The 17,324-nt window shown below is 70.9% G+C and carries 13 protein-coding genes and 2 pseudogenes; 7 read left to right on the forward strand and 8 right to left on the reverse strand.

From position 1 onward, the window contains the following. Positions 1-95 precede the first annotated feature (95 nt). The 5 genes and pseudogenes from JIX55_RS05400 to JIX55_RS51375 all read left to right on the forward strand — a co-directional run. Complete coding sequence (locus JIX55_RS05400; RefSeq protein ID WP_257562073.1) at positions 96-1,355, forward strand: MFS transporter; 1,260 nt, start codon at positions 96-98, stop codon at positions 1,353-1,355. Positions 1,356-1,475: 120 nt separating this feature from the next. After that, positions 1,476-2,243: an SDR family NAD(P)-dependent oxidoreductase gene (locus tag JIX55_RS05405; protein ID WP_257569223.1), complete on the forward strand. Its 768-nt coding sequence runs from the start codon at positions 1,476-1,478 to the stop codon at positions 2,241-2,243. Positions 2,244-2,314: 71 nt separating this feature from the next. Next, positions 2,315-2,515, forward strand: a complete 201-nt coding sequence (locus JIX55_RS50830; RefSeq protein WP_306819985.1) for a hypothetical protein — start codon at positions 2,315-2,317, stop codon at positions 2,513-2,515. Between the two features lie 205 nt (positions 2,516-2,720). Further along, positions 2,721-4,874 (forward strand): alpha-galactosidase, encoded by a 2,154-nt coding sequence (locus JIX55_RS05415; RefSeq protein ID WP_257562074.1) that lies wholly within the window; start codon positions 2,721-2,723, stop codon positions 4,872-4,874. A gap of 283 nt (positions 4,875-5,157) precedes the next feature. Next, positions 5,158-5,274, forward strand: a pseudogene (locus tag JIX55_RS51375) (IS701 family transposase); the annotation flags it as partial. A gap of 68 nt (positions 5,275-5,342) precedes the next feature. Here JIX55_RS51375 and JIX55_RS05420 read toward each other — a convergent pair. Further along, a pseudogene (locus tag JIX55_RS05420) lies at positions 5,343-6,139 on the reverse strand (IS5 family transposase). Positions 6,140-6,239: 100 nt separating this feature from the next. On the opposite strand from JIX55_RS05420, the gene JIX55_RS05425 reads away from it, so the two are divergent. Further along, positions 6,240-7,424: an IS701 family transposase gene (locus JIX55_RS05425; RefSeq protein ID WP_257562075.1), complete on the forward strand. Its 1,185-nt coding sequence runs from the start codon at positions 6,240-6,242 to the stop codon at positions 7,422-7,424. 162 nt (positions 7,425-7,586) lie between these two features. Here JIX55_RS05425 and JIX55_RS05430 read toward each other — a convergent pair whose 3' ends face one another. Together JIX55_RS05430 and JIX55_RS05435 are read right to left on the reverse strand one after the other, a co-directional pair. Next, complete coding sequence (locus tag JIX55_RS05430) at positions 7,587-8,777, reverse strand: acyl-CoA dehydrogenase family protein (RefSeq protein ID WP_257562076.1); 1,191 nt, start codon at positions 8,775-8,777, stop codon at positions 7,587-7,589. Between the two features lie 148 nt (positions 8,778-8,925). Next, entirely contained in the window at positions 8,926-9,351 is a 426-nt protein-coding gene (locus JIX55_RS05435; RefSeq protein WP_257562077.1) for a ferredoxin, read from the reverse strand. Positions 9,352-9,467: 116 nt separating this feature from the next. On the opposite strand from JIX55_RS05435, the gene JIX55_RS05440 reads away from it, so the two are divergent. Further along, on the forward strand, positions 9,468-9,830 hold the full coding sequence (locus tag JIX55_RS05440; protein WP_257562078.1) for a DUF6479 family protein: 363 nt from the start codon (positions 9,468-9,470) through the stop codon (positions 9,828-9,830). Between the two features lie 96 nt (positions 9,831-9,926). Here the strand turns inward: JIX55_RS05440 and JIX55_RS05445 are convergent, their stop codons facing one another. The 5 genes from JIX55_RS05445 to JIX55_RS05465 form a co-directional block, all read right to left on the reverse strand. After that, a complete protein-coding gene (locus tag JIX55_RS05445) occupies positions 9,927-11,117 on the reverse strand; it encodes a 4-hydroxybenzoate 3-monooxygenase (RefSeq protein ID WP_257562079.1) in 1,191 nt (396 codons plus the stop codon). Between the two features lie 177 nt (positions 11,118-11,294). Next, positions 11,295-12,494, reverse strand: a complete 1,200-nt coding sequence (locus JIX55_RS05450; RefSeq protein WP_257562080.1) for a type III PLP-dependent enzyme — start codon at positions 12,492-12,494, stop codon at positions 11,295-11,297. Between the two features lie 14 nt (positions 12,495-12,508). After that, positions 12,509-14,236, reverse strand: a complete 1,728-nt coding sequence (locus JIX55_RS05455) for an IucA/IucC family protein (RefSeq protein WP_257562081.1) — start codon at positions 14,234-14,236, stop codon at positions 12,509-12,511. Next, complete coding sequence (locus JIX55_RS05460) at positions 14,237-15,430, reverse strand: MFS transporter (RefSeq protein WP_257562082.1); 1,194 nt, start codon at positions 15,428-15,430, stop codon at positions 14,237-14,239. Then, complete coding sequence (locus JIX55_RS05465) at positions 15,427-17,319, reverse strand: IucA/IucC family protein (protein WP_257562083.1); 1,893 nt, start codon at positions 17,317-17,319, stop codon at positions 15,427-15,429. The genes JIX55_RS05460 and JIX55_RS05465 overlap by 4 nt, the downstream gene beginning before the upstream one ends. Between the last annotated feature and the right edge of the window lie 5 nt (positions 17,320-17,324).

The following is a 17,324-nucleotide window of genomic DNA, read 5'->3' on the forward strand; positions in this document are numbered from 1 at the left end:
TGGCCGCCGTCCGCTCCGGCGGCCTTCCCGTCCCCGTGGCCCGACCGCATTCCGATCCGCCACTTCGCCATTCCGCTCGAGGAGAGTCCACCCGTATGCCTTCCACATCCGGGACCATCCCCGGCAAGCTCCCCTTCGTCGTGTGGGTGCTGGCCGCAGGTACGTTCCTGATGGGCACCACCGAGTTCGTCATCGCCGGGCTGCTGCCCGAACTGTCCACCGGCCTCGGTGTGAGCACCTCCCAGGCCGGGCTGCTGATCACCGCCTTCGCCCTCGGCATGATCATCGGGGCGCCGACCATGGCGATGGCAACCTTGCGCCTGCCCCAGCGTCAGACGCTGATTCTGGCCCTGTCCGTCTTCAGCCTCGGTCACGTGGTGGCTGCCCTCAGCAGCTCCTTCACCGTCGTCCTCGCCGCCCGCGTCGTCACCGCGCTGGCCACCGGAGCGTTCTGGTCCGTCGGTTTCGTCGTCGCCACCGCCGCCGCGGGCCCGCAGAGGGCCACCCGCGCGACCGGCGTCATGATCGGTGGGCTGACCCTGGCCAACGTCGTCGGCGTGCCCATCGGGTCCTTCGCCGGCCAGTTCGTCGGCTGGCGCGGCCCGTTCTGGGCCCTGGCCGCTCTCTCCGCGCTCGCCGCCGTCTTCATCGGCCGCTTCATCCCCACCCAGGAACATCGCGCGAACGTCTCGCTGCGCGCCGAGTTCGGCGCCCTGCGCCAGGGCCGACTCTGGCTGGCGCTGAACGCCGCCATGCTGATCATGGGCGGTGTCCTGGCGACCTACAGCTACGTCACCCCGCTGCTGACCGACCGCGCCGGGATCCCGGCGGGCGCCGTCCCGTTCGTCCTCATCGCCTTCGGCCTCGGCGCGCTGGGTGGCACCACCACCGGAGGCCGTCTGGGTGAGCGCCGTCCGATGGCCACCACCCTCACCGCCGCCGCGGCCACCGCCCTGGTCCTGCTCCTGCTGATCCCCCTGTCCACCAACGCGGTCACGGCCACCGTCCTGGTCTTCCTCATGGGCCTGACCGGCTTCGCGGTGAACCCCGTCGTCACGGCGCTCGCCATGCGCTTCGCCGGTGACGCCCCGACCCTGACGTCCGCGCTGACCACCTCCGCCTTCAACGTCGGCGTCGCCGGCGGATCCTTCATCGCGGGCGCGGCCCTGGACTCCTCCCTCGGCGTGACCGGCCCGCCCCTGGTCGGCACGGTCATCGCCGCCCTAACCCTGCTCCCGCTCATCGCCCTCGCCGTCCGCGGCACCTCCGGCAGGAGCCGCATCGTGGCCCAGCACCCTGCTGCCCCGGCCCACGCGCTGGATGACGAGCCGGCACAGACACCGTCGCATCGCTGACCCCAGCTCTGGCCGCCGCACATCGCTGACGCGGCCCAGCGCACAAAGCAAGCAAGCCCCCTGCATGAATGGAACGGGGAACTCCAAAATCACAGATCACCCACGATGGGAGAGCACGACGTGAATCCCGCCTACGACTTCACCGGCCAGGTGGCCCTCGTCACCGGGGCTGGCGCCGGTATGGGCCTGGCGACCGCCCGCGCGTTCGCCGAGTCCGGGGCCGCCATCGCCCTCACCGACATCGACGAAGCCGCTCTCCACGCCGCCGCGAAGGAGCTCGCCGACGCGGGCCACCACGTCCTCGCCGTCACCTGCGACGTCAGCGACGAGGACCAGGTCGCTGCCGCGGTCGACCGCACGGTCGAGACCTTCGGCCGCCTCGACATGGCCTACAACAACGCCGGCATCCAGATCCCGCCCAGCGACGCAGCCGACGAACCCGCCGAACGCTTCGACCGCGTCAACGCCGTCAACCTCCGTGGCGTGTGGGCCTGCATGAAGCACGAACTGCGCCACATGCGCACCCAGGGCAGCGGCACCATCGTCAACTGCTCCTCCCTCGGCGGCCTCGTCGGCCTCCCCGGCCGCGCCTCCTACCACGCCTCCAAGCACGGAGTCATCGGCCTGACCACCAGCGCCGCCCTCGAATACGTCCCGCGCGGCATCCGCATCAACGCCGTCTGCCCCGGCACCATCGACACCCCCATGGTCAGCGACATGATCGCCAAGGGAGAACTCGACCGCGACGAGGCTGAGGCCAACCAGCCCATCAACCGACTCGGCACCGCCGAGGAAATCGCCCACGCCGTTCTGTGGCTGTGCAGCCCCGGAGCCAGCTTCGTCGTCGGCGTCGCCCTCCCCGTCGACGGCGGCTACGTCGCCCGCTAGGGACGGGCCGCGACGGCGTCGTCGGGGAGTCATCCCAAACCCCGCTCGTAGGCAACGATGTGTGAGGCGCCATGCAGCTCGTCAAGCAGCAGCCCAGCAACGAGGCCCCGTCGGACTGGTTCACCGGAGACGTCTGGTGGGACGCCATCCACGACGGCCAAGAGCCGACCCTGGTTGGCGTCGACATGGTCCGCTTCTCACCGGGCGCGCGCACCAACTGGCACTCCCATGTTCTGGGCCAGACCCACACGTCGTCTCCGGTACGGCCCTGATCGGCACCCGGGACGGCACGATCCTCGAGACCCACCCGGGCGAAACGGTCACCTGCCCGCCCGGCGAGGAGCAAGGGCGACGGCACCACGGAAACCACGTGGGCCGAGCCGGTCACCGACGAGCAATAGAACGGCCCGCACACCCGCGAACTGCCGCGCGCAACCTCCTGATCCCGACCCTGACACGCTAAGGACGGCCCGTTCCATGAAGACCCCGATCAATGCCGCAGCCGAGGGCCTGGTCCACATGCGGGCAGCAGGCGTGAGCCTGGTGCTCGACCTGAGAGGCAGAGGCCTGCCCACCGTGCTCCACTGGGGCGCCGATCTAGGCGACCTCACCCAGGAGGAGCTCTCGCAACTGGCGGACGCCGTCACCATGCCGAACATGCCGGGGTTCGACGACGTCGTACCCCGGGTCGCGTTGCTGCCCGAGCACGGCAGCGGATGGCCCGGCCAGCCGGGACTGACCGGACACCGCCAGGGCGCCGACTGGTCACCCTTGTTCACCCTCGACTCAGTGGACGCCGAGGGCTCCTCGCTACGGATGCGGGCCACCGACCGGACCGCCCGCCTGGGTCTCGTCCTGGAAGCCGGGCTCACCCCCTCCGGGCTGGTGCGGATGCGGGCCGCCGTGCGCAACGACGACTCCGTACGGCCGTACACTCTCGACGGGTTGACGCTCGCGCTACCGGTCCCCGACGCCGCCACCGAACTGCTCGACCTCACCGGCCGCTGGTGCCGCGAACGCTCCCCGCAACGCCGCCCGTTCACCCACGGCACCTGGCTGCGCGAGACCCGCGCCGGGCGGACCGGCCACGACGCCGCCCTGGTCCTGGCGGCCGGCACCCCGGGCTTCGGCTTCGGCCACGGAGAGGTGTGGGGCCTGCACATCGCCTGGAGTGGCAACCACCGCGTCCTGGCCGAGCGGCTGCCCACCGGTCGCCCGGTCGTCGCGGCCGGTGAACTGCTACTTCCGGGCGAGGCGGTCCTCGGCCCAGGCGAGGAGTACACCGGCCCGTGGCTGTACGCATCCCACAGCGACCAGGGCCTGGACGGTCTGTCCGCCCGCTTCCACGACCACCTCCGCGCCCGCCCCGACCACCCGCACCGCTCCCGCCCGGTGGTGCTCAACACATGGGAAGCCGTCTACTTCGACCACGACCTCGACAGGCTCACCCACCTCGCCGACCTCGGCGCGGAGGTCGGCGTGGAACGCTTTGTCCTGGATGACGGCTGGTTCCGCCACCGCCGCGACGACCGGTCGGGGCTCGGCGACTGGTACGTCGACGAGACCGTCTGGCCCAGCGGCCTGCGCCCGCTGATCGACCATGTCCGCGCGCTCGGGATGGAGTTCGGCCTGTGGGTCGAACCGGAAATGGTCAACCCCGACTCCGACCTGGCCCGCGCCCACCCCGAATGGATCCTGGCAACCGGCGGCCGCACCCCCGCCGACCGCCGCTCCCAGCAGGTCCTGGACCTCACCCACCCCGAGGCATACGCGTACATCCTGGAGCGGCTCGACGACCTGCTCACCGAGTACGACATCGCCTACCTCAAGTGGGACCACAACCGCGAATTGGTCGACGCCGGCCACTCACCGAGCGGCGAACCCGCCGTCCACCGCCAGACCCTCGCCGTCTACGCCCTGCTCGATGAACTGCGCGCCCGCCACCCCGGCCTGGAGATCGAATCCTGCTCCAGCGGCGGCGGCCGGGTCGACCTCGCCATCCTCGAGCGCACCGACCGCGTCTGGGCCAGCGACTGCAACGACGCCCTGGAACGCCAGTCGATCAACCGCTGGACCGGTCTGCTCCTGCCGCCCGAACTCGTCGGCTCCCACATCGGCGCCGCCCGCTCCCACACCACCGGCCGCACCCACGACCTCGCCTTCCGAGCCGGTACCGCGCTCTTCGGGCACCTCGGCATCGAATGGGACCTGACCCGCGCGAGCGAGAGCGAACGCGCCGAACTCGCCCACTGGGTCTCCCTCCACAAGCAGCTCCGCAGCCTGCTGCACACCGGGCGCGTCGTCCGCGTCGACCACGCCGACCCGGCCCTGTGGGCCCACGGCGTCGTCTCCCACGACCGGACTGAAGCCGTCTTCGCCCTCACCTCCATGGCTACCCCGGTCGCCGCTCACCCCGGCACGCTACGGCTGCCTGGCCTCGACCCCGACGCCACCTATCGCCTGCGTCCGCTGCCCCCGACCGACCAGGCCCCCGGCATGGAACGCGGAACCCCCACCTGGTGCACCAAGGACGGCATCACCCTGCCCGGCAGCGTCCTGGAACGCGTCGGCATCCAGCTCCCCACCCTCCACCCCGAACAGCTCATCCTGCTCCACCTCACGAGTGGCTGAGCCTTCCGCCACTTGACTCGAAGTCGGGTAAAACTGAAGGTCCCGACCGCTGGGCGGCCGGGACCGTTCCCACGGCACCGTGTATGCGGCGCGTGGCCGACTTCCCTCTTCGTCCGTCCCGACCACGCGGCTGTACGCCGGTCGGCCGAAGGCCGGCCCGACGTCCGGGGCGCGTGTCCGCGATCACGGGGAAGGCCCCCCGATGCGTGGAGACACGCACGTCCGGTTCGGGTCGGCGGCTCGGCAAGGTTGGGATGAGAGCAACGCTCGCTCAACGCACACCTACCGCTGCTACTCGCCCGCGTCCGTGCCGCTGACCGTGCTGGTCAGAGTGGCCGGATCAAGATGGCGGGTGGAGGAGTTCTTCCAGTCGGGCAAGGGCCTGGCCGCACTCGACGAGTGTGCTGGAGTACTAGGACCAACCTGACCTGCCATCAACCCGCGCCACCGCCGGATTTAGAAGTTGTCTCATTTGGTGAGCCTGCGGTAGCAGATGAGGGTGCAAGCGATGCTGGTGAAGGCCAGGAAGTGTTCGGCTTTGCGCTCGTAGCGGCGGTGAAGTCGGCGGCAGCCGGCGAGCCAGGCCATCGTGCGTTCGATGGTCCAGCGGTGTCGGCCCAGGCGTGTGGACGACTCGATGCCCTTGCGGGCGATGCGGTGGCGGATGCCTCGCTTGCCGGAGCCATCGCCGCAGGTGGTCGTAGTCGTAGCCCTTGTCCGCGTACAGCTTGGCGGGGCGGCGTCGGCGGGGTCCGCGGCGGGAGCGGATCGGCGGGATACCGCGGACGAGTGGTTCGAGTGCCTGGCTGTCGTGGAGGTCGCACCGGAGATACCGACCGAGAGGGGCAGACCGGTTCGCTCGGTGATCAAGTGGATCTTCGAGCCCTTCTTGCCCCTGTCGACAGGATTCGGACCTGTCAGGTCACCCCTTTCAGGGCTCGCATGTTCACCGAGTCGATCGCGCACCGGGACCAGTCCAGCTCGCCGCGGGAACCGAGTTCGTCCAGGACCAGGCGGTGGAGCTTGGCCCACACCCGGGCCTTGCTCCATTCGGTGAACCGCCGGTGGGCCGTCGGACCCGATGGCCCGAACGACGGGGGCAGTTGCCGCCACGTGCAGCCTGACGTGGCCACAAAGACGATCGCCGCCAGCACCTCGCGGTCCCCGTACCGTCGTCGGCCACCGCCCTGCGGCCGCGACGGAGCAGGCGGCACGACCCGCTCGAACAGCTCCCACAACTCATCCGGCACCAGACGCTCAACGATCCCCACGACGGCAGACTATCGAACAGCCCAAATGAGACAACCTCTAATACTGCAACGGTGCTTGCTGTGACTGCTGGCCAGCTCGGTCGTTGGTGTGGTCATGGGTGGGGACCTTGCTGATGTCAGGTTGTGGGCGGGTGAACTCGAGGCGGTGCATGAGCGGTTCGTGCACCGGTTCAACCGGGAGGAGCCGCGCGAGTCGGCACTGGCGTACATGCGCGGACTGATCGCTCCGCTGGAACGGAAGAACGGCTGGACACTGGCGGAGGAGGCCGGGCACGCGGGCCCCGATCGCATCCACCGGCTGCTGAACCGCATCGAGTGGGACGCCGACGAGGTCCTGGACGACGTACGCAACTACGTCGTCGAACACCTCGGAGACCCAGATGCCGTCCTGATCGTCGACGACACCGGGTTCCTGAAGAAGGGCATCCGCTCGGCCGGCGTGCAACGTCAGTACTCCGGAACCGCCGGCCGCACCGAGAACAGCCAGATCGGCGTCTTCCTCGCCTACGCCACGAGCCACGGACGTACTCTGATCGACCGGCGGCTCTACCTGCCCACCTCCTGGACGGACGACCGGGAACGCTGCCGCCGGGCCGGCATCGGCGACGAGATCGCCTTCGAGACGAAGGTGGCCATGGCCAAGGCCATGGTCCGCAAGGCCATTGCGGACCGGATCCCGTTCCGGTGGGTGACCGCGGACGCCGCCTATGGCTTCAGCAAGGGCTGGCGGTTCGAGCTGGAGCAGGCTGATGTCTTCCACGTCATGGCCACCACCCGCCACGACACCGTCGTCACCCGCTGGTCCATCGACCACCCCGTCCACGACCTGTTTCCCGGACTGCCACGGCAGAAATGGAAACGCCGCTCCTGCGGTGAAGGAGCCCACGGCCGGCGCATCTACGACTGGGCCCGCGTCGAGGTCAGGCCCTGGCACCGCGAGGACCGCCGGCACTGGGTTCTCGCCCGCCGCAGCGTCAGCAGACCCGACGAAATCTCCTACTACATCGCCTACTGCCCGGCCGACACCACACTGGACGAGCTGATCCGCATCGCAGGCAGCCGCTGGGCTGTTGAGGAGTGCTTCCAAAGTGCGAAGCAGGAGTGCGGCCTGGACGACTACCAGGTCCGCCGCTACCCCGGCTGGCACCGCCACATGACCCTGGCCATGGCCGCCCATGCCTGCCTGACCGTCCTGCGAGCCCGAGAACTGAACGCGGACAAAGCAGAAACGGATCCTCCCAGCTCATCCACCTCAGCCTCGCCGAAATCAGACGCCTGATCACCCGGCTCACCGACCGCCGTCCCACCCCGGTCGACCACATCCTCCACTGGTCGACATGGCGCCGGAGACGGCAATATCAAGCACGGCTCAGTCACTACAAGCGCCGTGGACACAGCCCTTGAAAACTGCCCAGCACTCAGAACAAGCACCGTTGCAGTACTAACGCCGTACCCGGGGCATCCCCAGTCCGATCCAGGAGATGATCTCGCGCTGGATCTCGTTGTTTCCGCCGCCGAAGGTGAAGATGACGGCCGAGCGGTAGCCGCGTTCGAGTTCGCCGTGCAGGACCGTGCCCGCGGAGCCCTCCTTGAGGGCGCCGGCGGTGGCGACGATCTCCATGAGCCAGGCGTAGGCGTCGCGGCGGGCCTCGGAGCCGTAGACCTTGACGGCGGAGGCGTCCTGCGGGGTGAGGGTGCCTTCCTGGACGGCGCTGACCATGCGCCAGTTGAGGAGCTTGAGGGCGTCGAGTTTGGTGTGGGTCTGGGCGAGGCGGCGGCGCACCCAGGGCAGGTCGATGACGCGGCGGCCGTCGGCGAGTTTGGTCTCCATGGCCCAGCGCTGGACGTTGTGCAGGGACCGGATGGCCATGGTGCCGTGGGCGGCGAGGGTGACGCGCTCGTGGTTGAGCTGGTTGGTGATCAGGCGCCAGCCCTTGTTCTCCTCGCCGACCCGGCGGGAGACGGGGACGCGGATGTTCTCGTAGTAGCTGGCGGTGGTGTCGTGTGAGGCGAGGGTGTTGATGAGGGTGCAGGAGTAGCCGGGTTCCGTGGTCGGGACGAGGAGCATGGTGATGCCCTTGTGGGGCGGGGCGTCAGGGTCGGTGCGGACCGCGAGCCACACCCAGTCCGCCGTGTCGCCGTTGGTCGTCCAGATCTTCTGGCCGTTGACCGTGTAGTGGCCGGTGGCCTCGTCGCCGTCCCTCACCGCGCGGGTCTTCAGCGAGGCGAGGTCCGTACCGGCGTCGGGCTCGCTGTAGCCGATGGCGAAGTCGATCTCGCCGGAGAGGATGCGCGGCAGGAAGTACGACTTCTGCTCCTCGGTGCCGTACCGCATGATCGTCGGGCCGACGGTGTTGAGCGCCATCAGCGGCAGCGGGACGCCGGCCTGTGCGGCCTCGTCGAAGAAGATGAACTGTTCGATGGCGGTCAGGCCGCGTCCGCCGTACTCCTTCGGCCAGCCCACGCCGAGCCAGCCGTCCGTGCCGAGGCGGCGGATGGTCTCGCGGTAGAAGCGCTTCTGCGCCGCCGGATCGGCGTGGCGGGTGTAGGCGCCCTCCGGGACCAACTCGGCGAAGTAGGCGCGCAGTTCGGTGCGCAACCGGTGCTGCTCGGGCGTGTATTCGAGGTGCACGGCGCCTCCAGGCTCCCCAAGGCCGACCTGACGGCGCACACGCTAGAACGTGTTCCAGTAATTGGGAACACGTGGGAGCGGTGCGGTCCGGCCGATTCCCCTGAGGATCTCGCCGAGGATCCCGCCCCTCCTCCCCCGAACCGGGGGCTCAGCCGAGGGTGGCGAGGAAGTCCGTGCAGGCCTGGGCGCACTCGCGGCAGGCCTTGGCGCCATCCTCGGCGCCGGGGTGCCCGTCGAAGACGCGCGCGCACTCCAGGCAGACGGTTCGGCACCACTCCACCTGTACGCGGATACCGGTCTCGTCGAGGCCGGGCTGCTCGGAGAGCACCCTGCAGGTGGCGTCGCACACCTCCGCGCACATGATGCCCTTGCGTCGCATCTGTTCCTGGTCTTCGGGGCCGTCCGGATCGGCGAGGCTCGCCCGCAGCGCACAGGCACGCGCACATTCGGTGCACGCCTGCGCACAGGCGAAGCGGTCCTCGAGGAACCGGACGAGTTCCTGGTGGGATGTCGTCGTCGAGGTCACAACGGGCGGGTAGCCGGAGGCCAGGCGGCCAAACACGCCGGACGGCATCCGTGCAGCACACGGTGCACCGGGCTCCGTTTCCGAGGGTGCGGGACAGGACACCCGGGCACAAGCCGTTCGAAGCGGGCCGGTTCACTCGACATATTGGGGGGTATTCATCCCTTATGAACATGGAATGGACTGATATAGCCGCAGAACGAAGCGTACTGGGCGGTATCGCACCGTTCCTGGCAGGCGTCGCCGTGGTGTCCATGCTGATCGGCGCCCTCTGGCTGGGCGCCCGCGTACGCGCCCGGGAGCCGCACCGACCGCGCCCCGAGGAGCAGCCCCGGATGCCGGAAGGCGGCCCTGTCCGTGAGGAGCGGGTGAACCGCGAGCCGGACGAGATCCCGAAGAGCGACTACCGGCTGACACCGTACGAGGTGCACGGAAACATGGGCTCCCGCCCGAGCGAGGAGAAGAAGCGGCCGCGCTGGAGCAAGGGCGGCAGCGGCTCCTTCGGGAGTGGCGGCCTCGGCGCCCACTGACATCGGCCCACACGGCTGCGGGCCCACCCCCTTTTTTTCGGGGTGGGCCCGCAGCCGTGTCCGTTGCGCGCCAGTGCGGTCACGCGGCGCGACCGGCTAGGACGTGGCGTCCAGCGGCAGCCCCGTGTAGTTCTCCGCCAGCTCGGCGGCCGCGTGCCGTGAGGTGGCGACGCGGTCGAGCTGCGAGAGCTGGAGCTTGGTCTCGAACGGGGACTGGGCCGGGTCGGCGTGGAGGGTCGTGGTCATGAAGTAGGAGAAGTGCTCGGCCCGCCACACCCGGCGCAGACAGGTGTCGGAGTACGCGTCGAGCAGTTCGGTCGAGCCGCTCTCCTGGAGCTGGGCGAAGGCGCGCGCCAGCACGATGACGTCGGTGGCGGCCAGGTTGAGACCCTTGGCGCCGGTGGGCGGCACGATGTGGGCGGCGTCGCCGGCCAGGAAGACCCGGCCGTAACGCATCGGCTCGGTGACATGGCTGCGCATGGGCAGGACGGCCTTGGAGGTGACGGGCCCGCGCTTGAGCCGCCAGCCCGGGTTCGCGGTGAGGGCGAAACGGGCGTCCAGCTCGTCCCAGATCCGCTCGTCCGACCAGTCGGCGGGGTCGGTGCCGTTCGGGACCTGGAGGTAGAGACGGCTCACGGACGCCGACCGCATGCTCGCCAGCGCGAAACCGCGCTCGGAGTGGGCGTAGATCAACTCGTCGTAGACGGGCGGGGCGTCGGCGAGGATGCCCAGCCAGGAGTAGGGGTACGTCCGCTCGTACGTCGTCCGCACGCCGTCCGGAACAGCGTTGCGCGCCACCCCGTGGAAGCCGTCACAGCCGACCACGTAGTCGCAGGTCAGGGTCTGCTCGCGACCCTCATGGGTGTAGTGGATCCGCGGGCGGTCGGTGTCGGCGCCCTCCACCCCGTGCACCTCGGCCTCGAACAGCAGGGGCCCGCCCTCGGCGAGCTGGAGGGCGATGAGGTCCTTGACGACCTCGGTCTGGGCATAGACCCACACCCGGCGCCCGCCGGTCAGCTCGGGGAAGTCGACGCGGTGGGCACGGCCGTCGAAGCGCAGCTCGATGCCGTCGTGGGGCATACCCTCGGCATCCAGGCGCGCCCCCGCGCCGGCGGCGCGCAGCACGTCCACGGTGGCCTGCTCCAGGATCCCGGCGCGCTGGCGCTGTTCGACATATGTGCGGTCCTTGCGCTCCAGAACCACACTGTCGATTCCCGCGTTGTGCAGCAGACGGGCCAGCAGCAGCCCCGCCGGGCCGCCGCCGATGATGCCGACGGTGGTGTGCATTGAGTACTCCTCGTCGTGAGGACGAGCCGCGGCCCGACCCCGGGCGCCGACTTTGTTCGCCAGGTGAAATTCACTTCACTACTTGTGCGTATGAGTCTGCGCCGGGTCCGCCCGCCTGTCAACGGTCATACTCCCCGAGAGGTGTCAGGCGGGCCGTCGGGTTCCATCAGGCAGCGCTCAACATGGCCGGCCGAGGAAATGGAAGCCGGGGCGCGGATGCATCAGGAAGTCGTGGTGCGAGATGTTCCACGCGTACGCGCCCGCGAGGGAGAACGCCACCCGGTCCCCGGCCCGCAGTCCGGGCGCGTGGGCGTTTCGGGCGAGGAGGTCCTTCGGGGTGCACAGCTGACCGGTGAGGCTGACGTACTCCCCCTCGGCCGCCGGGCGCGGCCACGGGTGCGGCCACTCCTCGACCGGCAGCACCGAGCACGGCTGGTCGTGCCCCTTGGTCGCCGGGGTGCGCAAGTGGTGGGTGCCGCCGCGGACCACGGCGAACTCCTCGCCGTGGCTGTGCTTCACGTCCAGCACCTCGGTGGCGTACCAGCCGCAGTACGCGGTCAGCGCCCGGCCGGGTTCGATACGGAGCGTCAGTTGGGGGTGGTCGTCGGCGAGTTGGACGAGGCCTTCGCCGTACGTCTTCCAGTCGAAGCGGATCCCTGGGTCCGTGTAGTCGACGGCCATGCCGCCGCCGACGTTCACCTCGCGGAGCGTGACGCCGAGCCCCGTCGCCCAGTCCACGATCGAGCGGGCGACGGAGAGTTGCTCGGGGGCGTCGAGGCCGCTCGCCAAGTGGGCATGGACGCCGCGCAGTTCGAGGTGTGGGTAGGTGCCGTCCGTGAGGGGGCGGAGGACGTTGGGTGCCTGTGAGGGGTCCAGGCCGAAGGGGGTGGGGCGGCCGCCCATGGCGAGCGAGCTGCCGGCCAGTGAGCCGTCGGCCACCGCGAGGTTGAAGCGGAGGAGCACCCCCACCCGCGCGTCCGGCGCCGCCTGGCGGGCCAGTTCGGCCAGCATGCGCAGGTCGTGCTCGCTCTCCACGTGGAAGCGTTCGACACCCTGGTGCAGGGCGGCGCGGATCTCGTCCGGTGTCTTGCCGGGGCCGCCGAAGGCCAGCGGGCGGCCCGGGACGGCATTGGCGACGTGGGCGAGTTCACCGCCGGAGGACACCTCGTAGCCATCGACGTACGGGCCGAGCGCGGCGAGGATCTCCGGCTCGGGGTTGGCCTTGGCGGCGTAGTACAGCTCGACGCGTTCGGGGAGGGCGGCACGTACCTGTGCGGCGTGTTCACGCAGCGCCGCCAAGTCGTAGACGTACGCGGGGAGTTCGGTGGGCGCCAGGGACAGGAGGCGGTCGCGTACGGCGGGGGTGGGGAGGGTCATCGAGGGCTCCTGGCTCATCGGGTGCCCCAGCGGAGGACGTCCTCGGCGAGGGGGGAGGGCAGGCGGACGTAGCCGGCCTCGCGGTCGGCCTTGCGTTCCCAGCGGGTGAGCAGGTTGGTCTTGGCGGGCAGGGGGACCCCGGCGAGCAGGGCGGAGAGGCGGGGTGGGCAGCCTTCCTCGTCCGCGTAGGCCCGGATGGTCGCGCGGACCGCCGCCCACAGGTCTGCCTCGGTCTCGGGATGCAGGTCGGCGAGGGCGGCGAGCAGCTCGGCGACATGGTTGACGAGCAGGCAGTACACGACGCGGTCCCAGCCGCGCTGGGCGTCGTACGACATCGGGCCGGCGACCTCGGGCGGGAGCGCGGCGAGGGTGTCGGCGTGGTGGTCGGGGACGAGCTTGGTGCCCTCCAGGTCGCGGAAGAGGACCTGGGCGGGCATGCCGTCGCTGTCGACGCAGATGAGGACGTTCTGGAGGTGGGGTTCCAGGACGAGGCCGTGGTCGAAGTAGGCGGAGAGCACGGGCGGGACGAGGAGGCGGAGGTAGACCCGCCACCAGTCCAGGGCGGCCTCGGGGCCCGCGCCGTCGAGGAGGCGGGAGATGTGGGCGGCGCTGGTCGGGTACTCGTCGGCGACGGCGGCCGCGAGCAGCGGGGTCGTGCCGGGCAGCAGTCGCCGGGACAGGCCTTCGCGGACGATCACGCCGAACCCTTCGAGGAGGGCGCGGTCGGGGGTGCCGTCGGGGCCGGGGACGGCGAGGCTCCGGTAGGCGGGTTCGCGGAGCATGGCGCTGCCGGGGAAGCGGGTCTCCAGGTCGGTGAGGGCCGGGGCGAGGACGCGGGTGAGGGCGACGGCACCGGAGAGTTCGTAACTGGCGTTCTTGCGCAGGCAGTTGGTGATGCGGACGTTGAGGCTGAACTTCAGGAAGGAGTCGCCGTCGAAGAGGGTGCGGACGGAGGCGGTGGCCGCGTACTCCCGTCCGCCGGGGCCGAGGTCGAGGATGTCGCCGCGGCCGAGGGCCTCGCGCAGCAGCCGGTGTTCGCGCAGCATCTCGTACTGCCAGGGGTGGGCGGGCAGCAGCCGGTAGCCCTCGGGGACGTCGCCGCGTACCCGGTCGAGCACGGCGGTGGCGCCCGCTTCGGCGCTCTCCTCGGCGATCAGGTGGTCGCGGACGGCGAGGTGGCGCAGCGGGAAGGAGGCGCCGGCCTCGGGGGCGTACGACTGCCAGGCGTCCGCGTCGCCCGTGCGGGCCTTGGGAGTGGGGTGGAAGCGGTGGCCGAACAGCAGGGACTGCTCGGAGGCGAGGTAGTCCGGGAGCCCGTGCGGGGCCGTGTCGTGAGTGGCGAGCGCGGTGGTCTCGCGGGTGGCGAGAGCGGTGGCAAGGGTGCGGTGACTGGAGTCGATCTGGTGCAGGAACTCGTCGTTGCGGACGCCGGTGCGCAGGGCCAACTCGTCGTGCGTGTACTCGGCGAGGCGGCGCCAGTCGAGCTCCGTCCAGCCGGTGTCGGACTGCTCCTGGACGGGGCCGGTGAAGCGGTGGGCGCCCAGCAGGGACGTACGGCGGAGGGCGACGCGGAGCAGGAGGCCACGGCGGGGCAGGCGCAGCAGCAGGTGGCCGTCGATGACGGCGGTCTGGTGTTCGGGGCCGGACACCTCGCGCAGCAGGCAGTTGAGGAGGGTGTGGGCCACCGCGTCGTCCGCGGTGGGGAGGTGGGTGGTACCGAGCGAGTCGGTGAGCGGGGGCATTCAGTGGCTCCAGCGGGTACGCGGATGTGGGGGCAGAAGAGTCGCGAAGACGGTGAGGGCGGCCACGCCGCCGCCTATCAGCACCGGCGCGGCGGGGCCGAACCGGGCGCTGCCCACGGCGGCGGTCACCCCGGCGGCGACGGCGCCGGCCTTGGAGAAGAACTCCAGCGAGCCGAACATCCCACCGGGGGCGCGGCCCCGGGCGCAGTCGGCGGCCAGCACCGAGAGGCCGACCATGCCGAGGGTGAGGCCCGCGCCGAGCAGCAGGCGCACGGCGATGAGCGTGGGAAGGGTGTCGGCGACGCCGTGGCCGGCCAGGCCGAGGGCTATCAGCGCGAAGCCGAGGGCCATGCCGTGCCGGGGGCGGTTCGCTGTCGCACGGTGCACGGCCATGGCCGTCACCAGATAACAGAGGTGCGGCAGGGCGAAGAGCAGGCCGGAGAGCGCGGCGGAGGCGCCCGGGAGGCGTTCCTCGACGAGGGATATCAGGTAGGGGAAGGAGATGACCGTGGAGAACACGAAGGCGAACTCCAGGGCGTAGAGCCTGCGCAGCGCGGCCACGGGGGCGATGTCGACGGTCTCCGTCTCCTCGTGCCGCGTCTCGGTGACCTCGCTCGGTTCGGGCAGGGCGGCCAGGAGGAGGGCGGCGGCGAGCGGGAGCAGTGCGAGGAGGGCGTACTGGCGGTGCGGGGACATCCAGGGTGACAGCGCGCCGACGACGATCGGCGCGAAGACGAGGGCGGCCCGCGCGCTGCCCTGCATGAGGGTCAGCGCCCTCGACAGCCGCGGTCCCTCCAGTGCGGCGCCCAGATAGCCGTTGGAGGCCGCGAACGTGCCGCCGAGGATGCCCTGGAGCACCAGCGCCACCGTGAACATGGTGAGCGAGTCGGCCCAGCCGGCCAGCAGGAAGGAGACCGCGAGGCCCAACTGCGCCCGCAGCAGCAGCCGTTTTCGTCCGAAGCGGTCGGCGAGCCGCCCCCACACGGGGGCCGCGATCGCGCTGAACACGGTGGGCACCACGTACAGCACACCCGCCCAGCGGGCGGTTCGGTCGCCGAGCTCCGGCAGTATCTCGGTGAAGTACGGCGGCAGCCCCAGCGCGGCGAACGACGCCACGAAGTAGCAGGCGGCCACGGCGTGCACCTGCCGGCGGCCGAACGCGGGGCGCGACATCGCAAGCGCCTCTGCGGTCATGCCGAACCACCTTCCAGGAGAAGGTAGTTGGGCCCGGTGGTGTAGTGCTTGTTGATGTCGGCGGCGCCCGACCGCTCCTTGCTGAGCAGGGTTCCGGCGGTCACCATCGCCTTCACCGGCAGCTCGGGCGCGTTCAGCACCCGCTCGCGCAGTACGGCCGCCGCGTCGCCGCCGAGCCGGTCGACGGCCTCGGCGAGCCTGTCCCGTACCAGGCTCAGCAGCTCCGGCAGCGGAGCGCGGCCGTGGCGGGCGAGGCCGAAAGCGTAGGCGCCCGCGCACAGATGGAGGGTGATGGTGGTGAAGACGTCGGCCACCGCCCGGTCGTCCGGGCCGAAGGTCCGGGCGTCGTCGAAGCCCCAGGTGCCACCGCCTTCGCCTTCGCCTTCGCCTTCGCCTTCGCCTTCGCCTTCGCCGAGCGTGGCGGCCAGTCGGGTGCGGTTGATGCGCGGCCCGTCGTTGTCCTTCAGCAGCAGCCGCAGGTCGCCCGGCTCGGGGCCGAAGACCAGGGAGACGTTCTGCTGGTGCGACTCCAGGGCGATGCCGTACCCGAAGAGCGTGGTCTGCCAGTCGAACAGCGGGGTGAGCACCGCGTCCAGCAGGGCGATCGGATCACCGCCGTGGAAGCGGTCGGCGAGGTGGTCGACGACCAGTCCCCCGCCGGGTGCCTCGGCGAGCAGGGCGGCCATGGGGACGACGACGCAGTCGTCGAGGTCTGCCGGGTAGCGGCGGCACAGCACGGCGAGCAGCTCGTGCCCGGCGTGCGCGTACACCGTCTCGTCGGCGTGCAGCACCCGGCCCTTGAAGCGGGGCTCGCGCTCGATCACCGCCGCCAGCAGCCGCTGACCGGCGGCGCCGTCGACGAGGGTGCCGGGCTTGATGGAGCGCTTGTTGCGCAGGCCCAATGTGGCGGTGGCCAGGGGCAGTTTGAGGTGCAGGGAGGGGGCGGCGGCAGGCGCGACCGTACGCATGGACAGCGTGGGCACGACGTCGAGGTACACCCGGTCGGCGAGCACGGCCCGGTCCGCGAGTCCCGCCTCGCGCAGAGCCGCGTCGAGTGGCTCGCCCACGGTCAACGGGTGGACGGGCAGGGCGACATGGGTGCGGTCGAGGTCCGCGAGACCGAGCCCGGAGGGGGTGGGCCAGCCGTCCGGGAGTTCCCCGGCGACGGTGACCGACTCCCGGGGCAGTGCAAGCCAGTGCAGCGCGAAGTTCGGGTGAAACTCCGGTGCGTAGCCGCGTAGTTGGCTCTCGTCCAGGCCCGAGCGGCCGCGCGCGGTCGGGTAGACCGGGTGGTCGAGACGCGCGGCCAGGGTCTCGTACGCCAGACCGCCGCGCAGGCCCGTCCAGTCGGCCAGGTCGGGGCCGTAGAGCTCGGTGAGCCCGTCGGCCACTTCCTGCCCCGTCGCCTCGTGCAGCTGCATCGTCGCGAGCGTCTGACCGCACTCCTCGGCGAAGGCGTCGAAGCCGTCGCGGTCGACGGGCTCGGCGAGGGCGCGCAGTGCGGCGAGGACGGTGTCGGAGGTGGTGAGGTGTGTGCCGTCCGACTCCCTTACGAGGAGGGGCAGTCGGGCGGCGTACGCGTGCTGGAAGCCGTCCTCGGTGACGGGCAGGAGCAGGGCGTCGTCGCCGTCGACGGCGGGCAGGCGGAGCCAGGGGCCGTCCGGGTGGTGGACGAGCGTGCCGCGGGTGCGCAGGCCGACGACATCCTCGCGGAGCAGGGCGCTGAGCACGCGTGTGAGCAGCTGGGATGCGGGCCCGGCCACCGGAGCGGTGGTGACGGCGGGGGCGTTCACTGAAGCGGCGACGGCTTCGGCCTCGACAGCGGTCACGGCTTCGGTCTCGCCGGCGACAGCGGTCACGGCGGCGTTTTCGGAGGCGACGGGGGTCATGGGGG

Origin of the sequence: Streptomyces sp. DSM 40750 (assembly GCF_024612035.1) — a bacterium.
Lineage (GTDB): Bacteria > Actinomycetota > Actinomycetes > Streptomycetales > Streptomycetaceae > Streptomyces.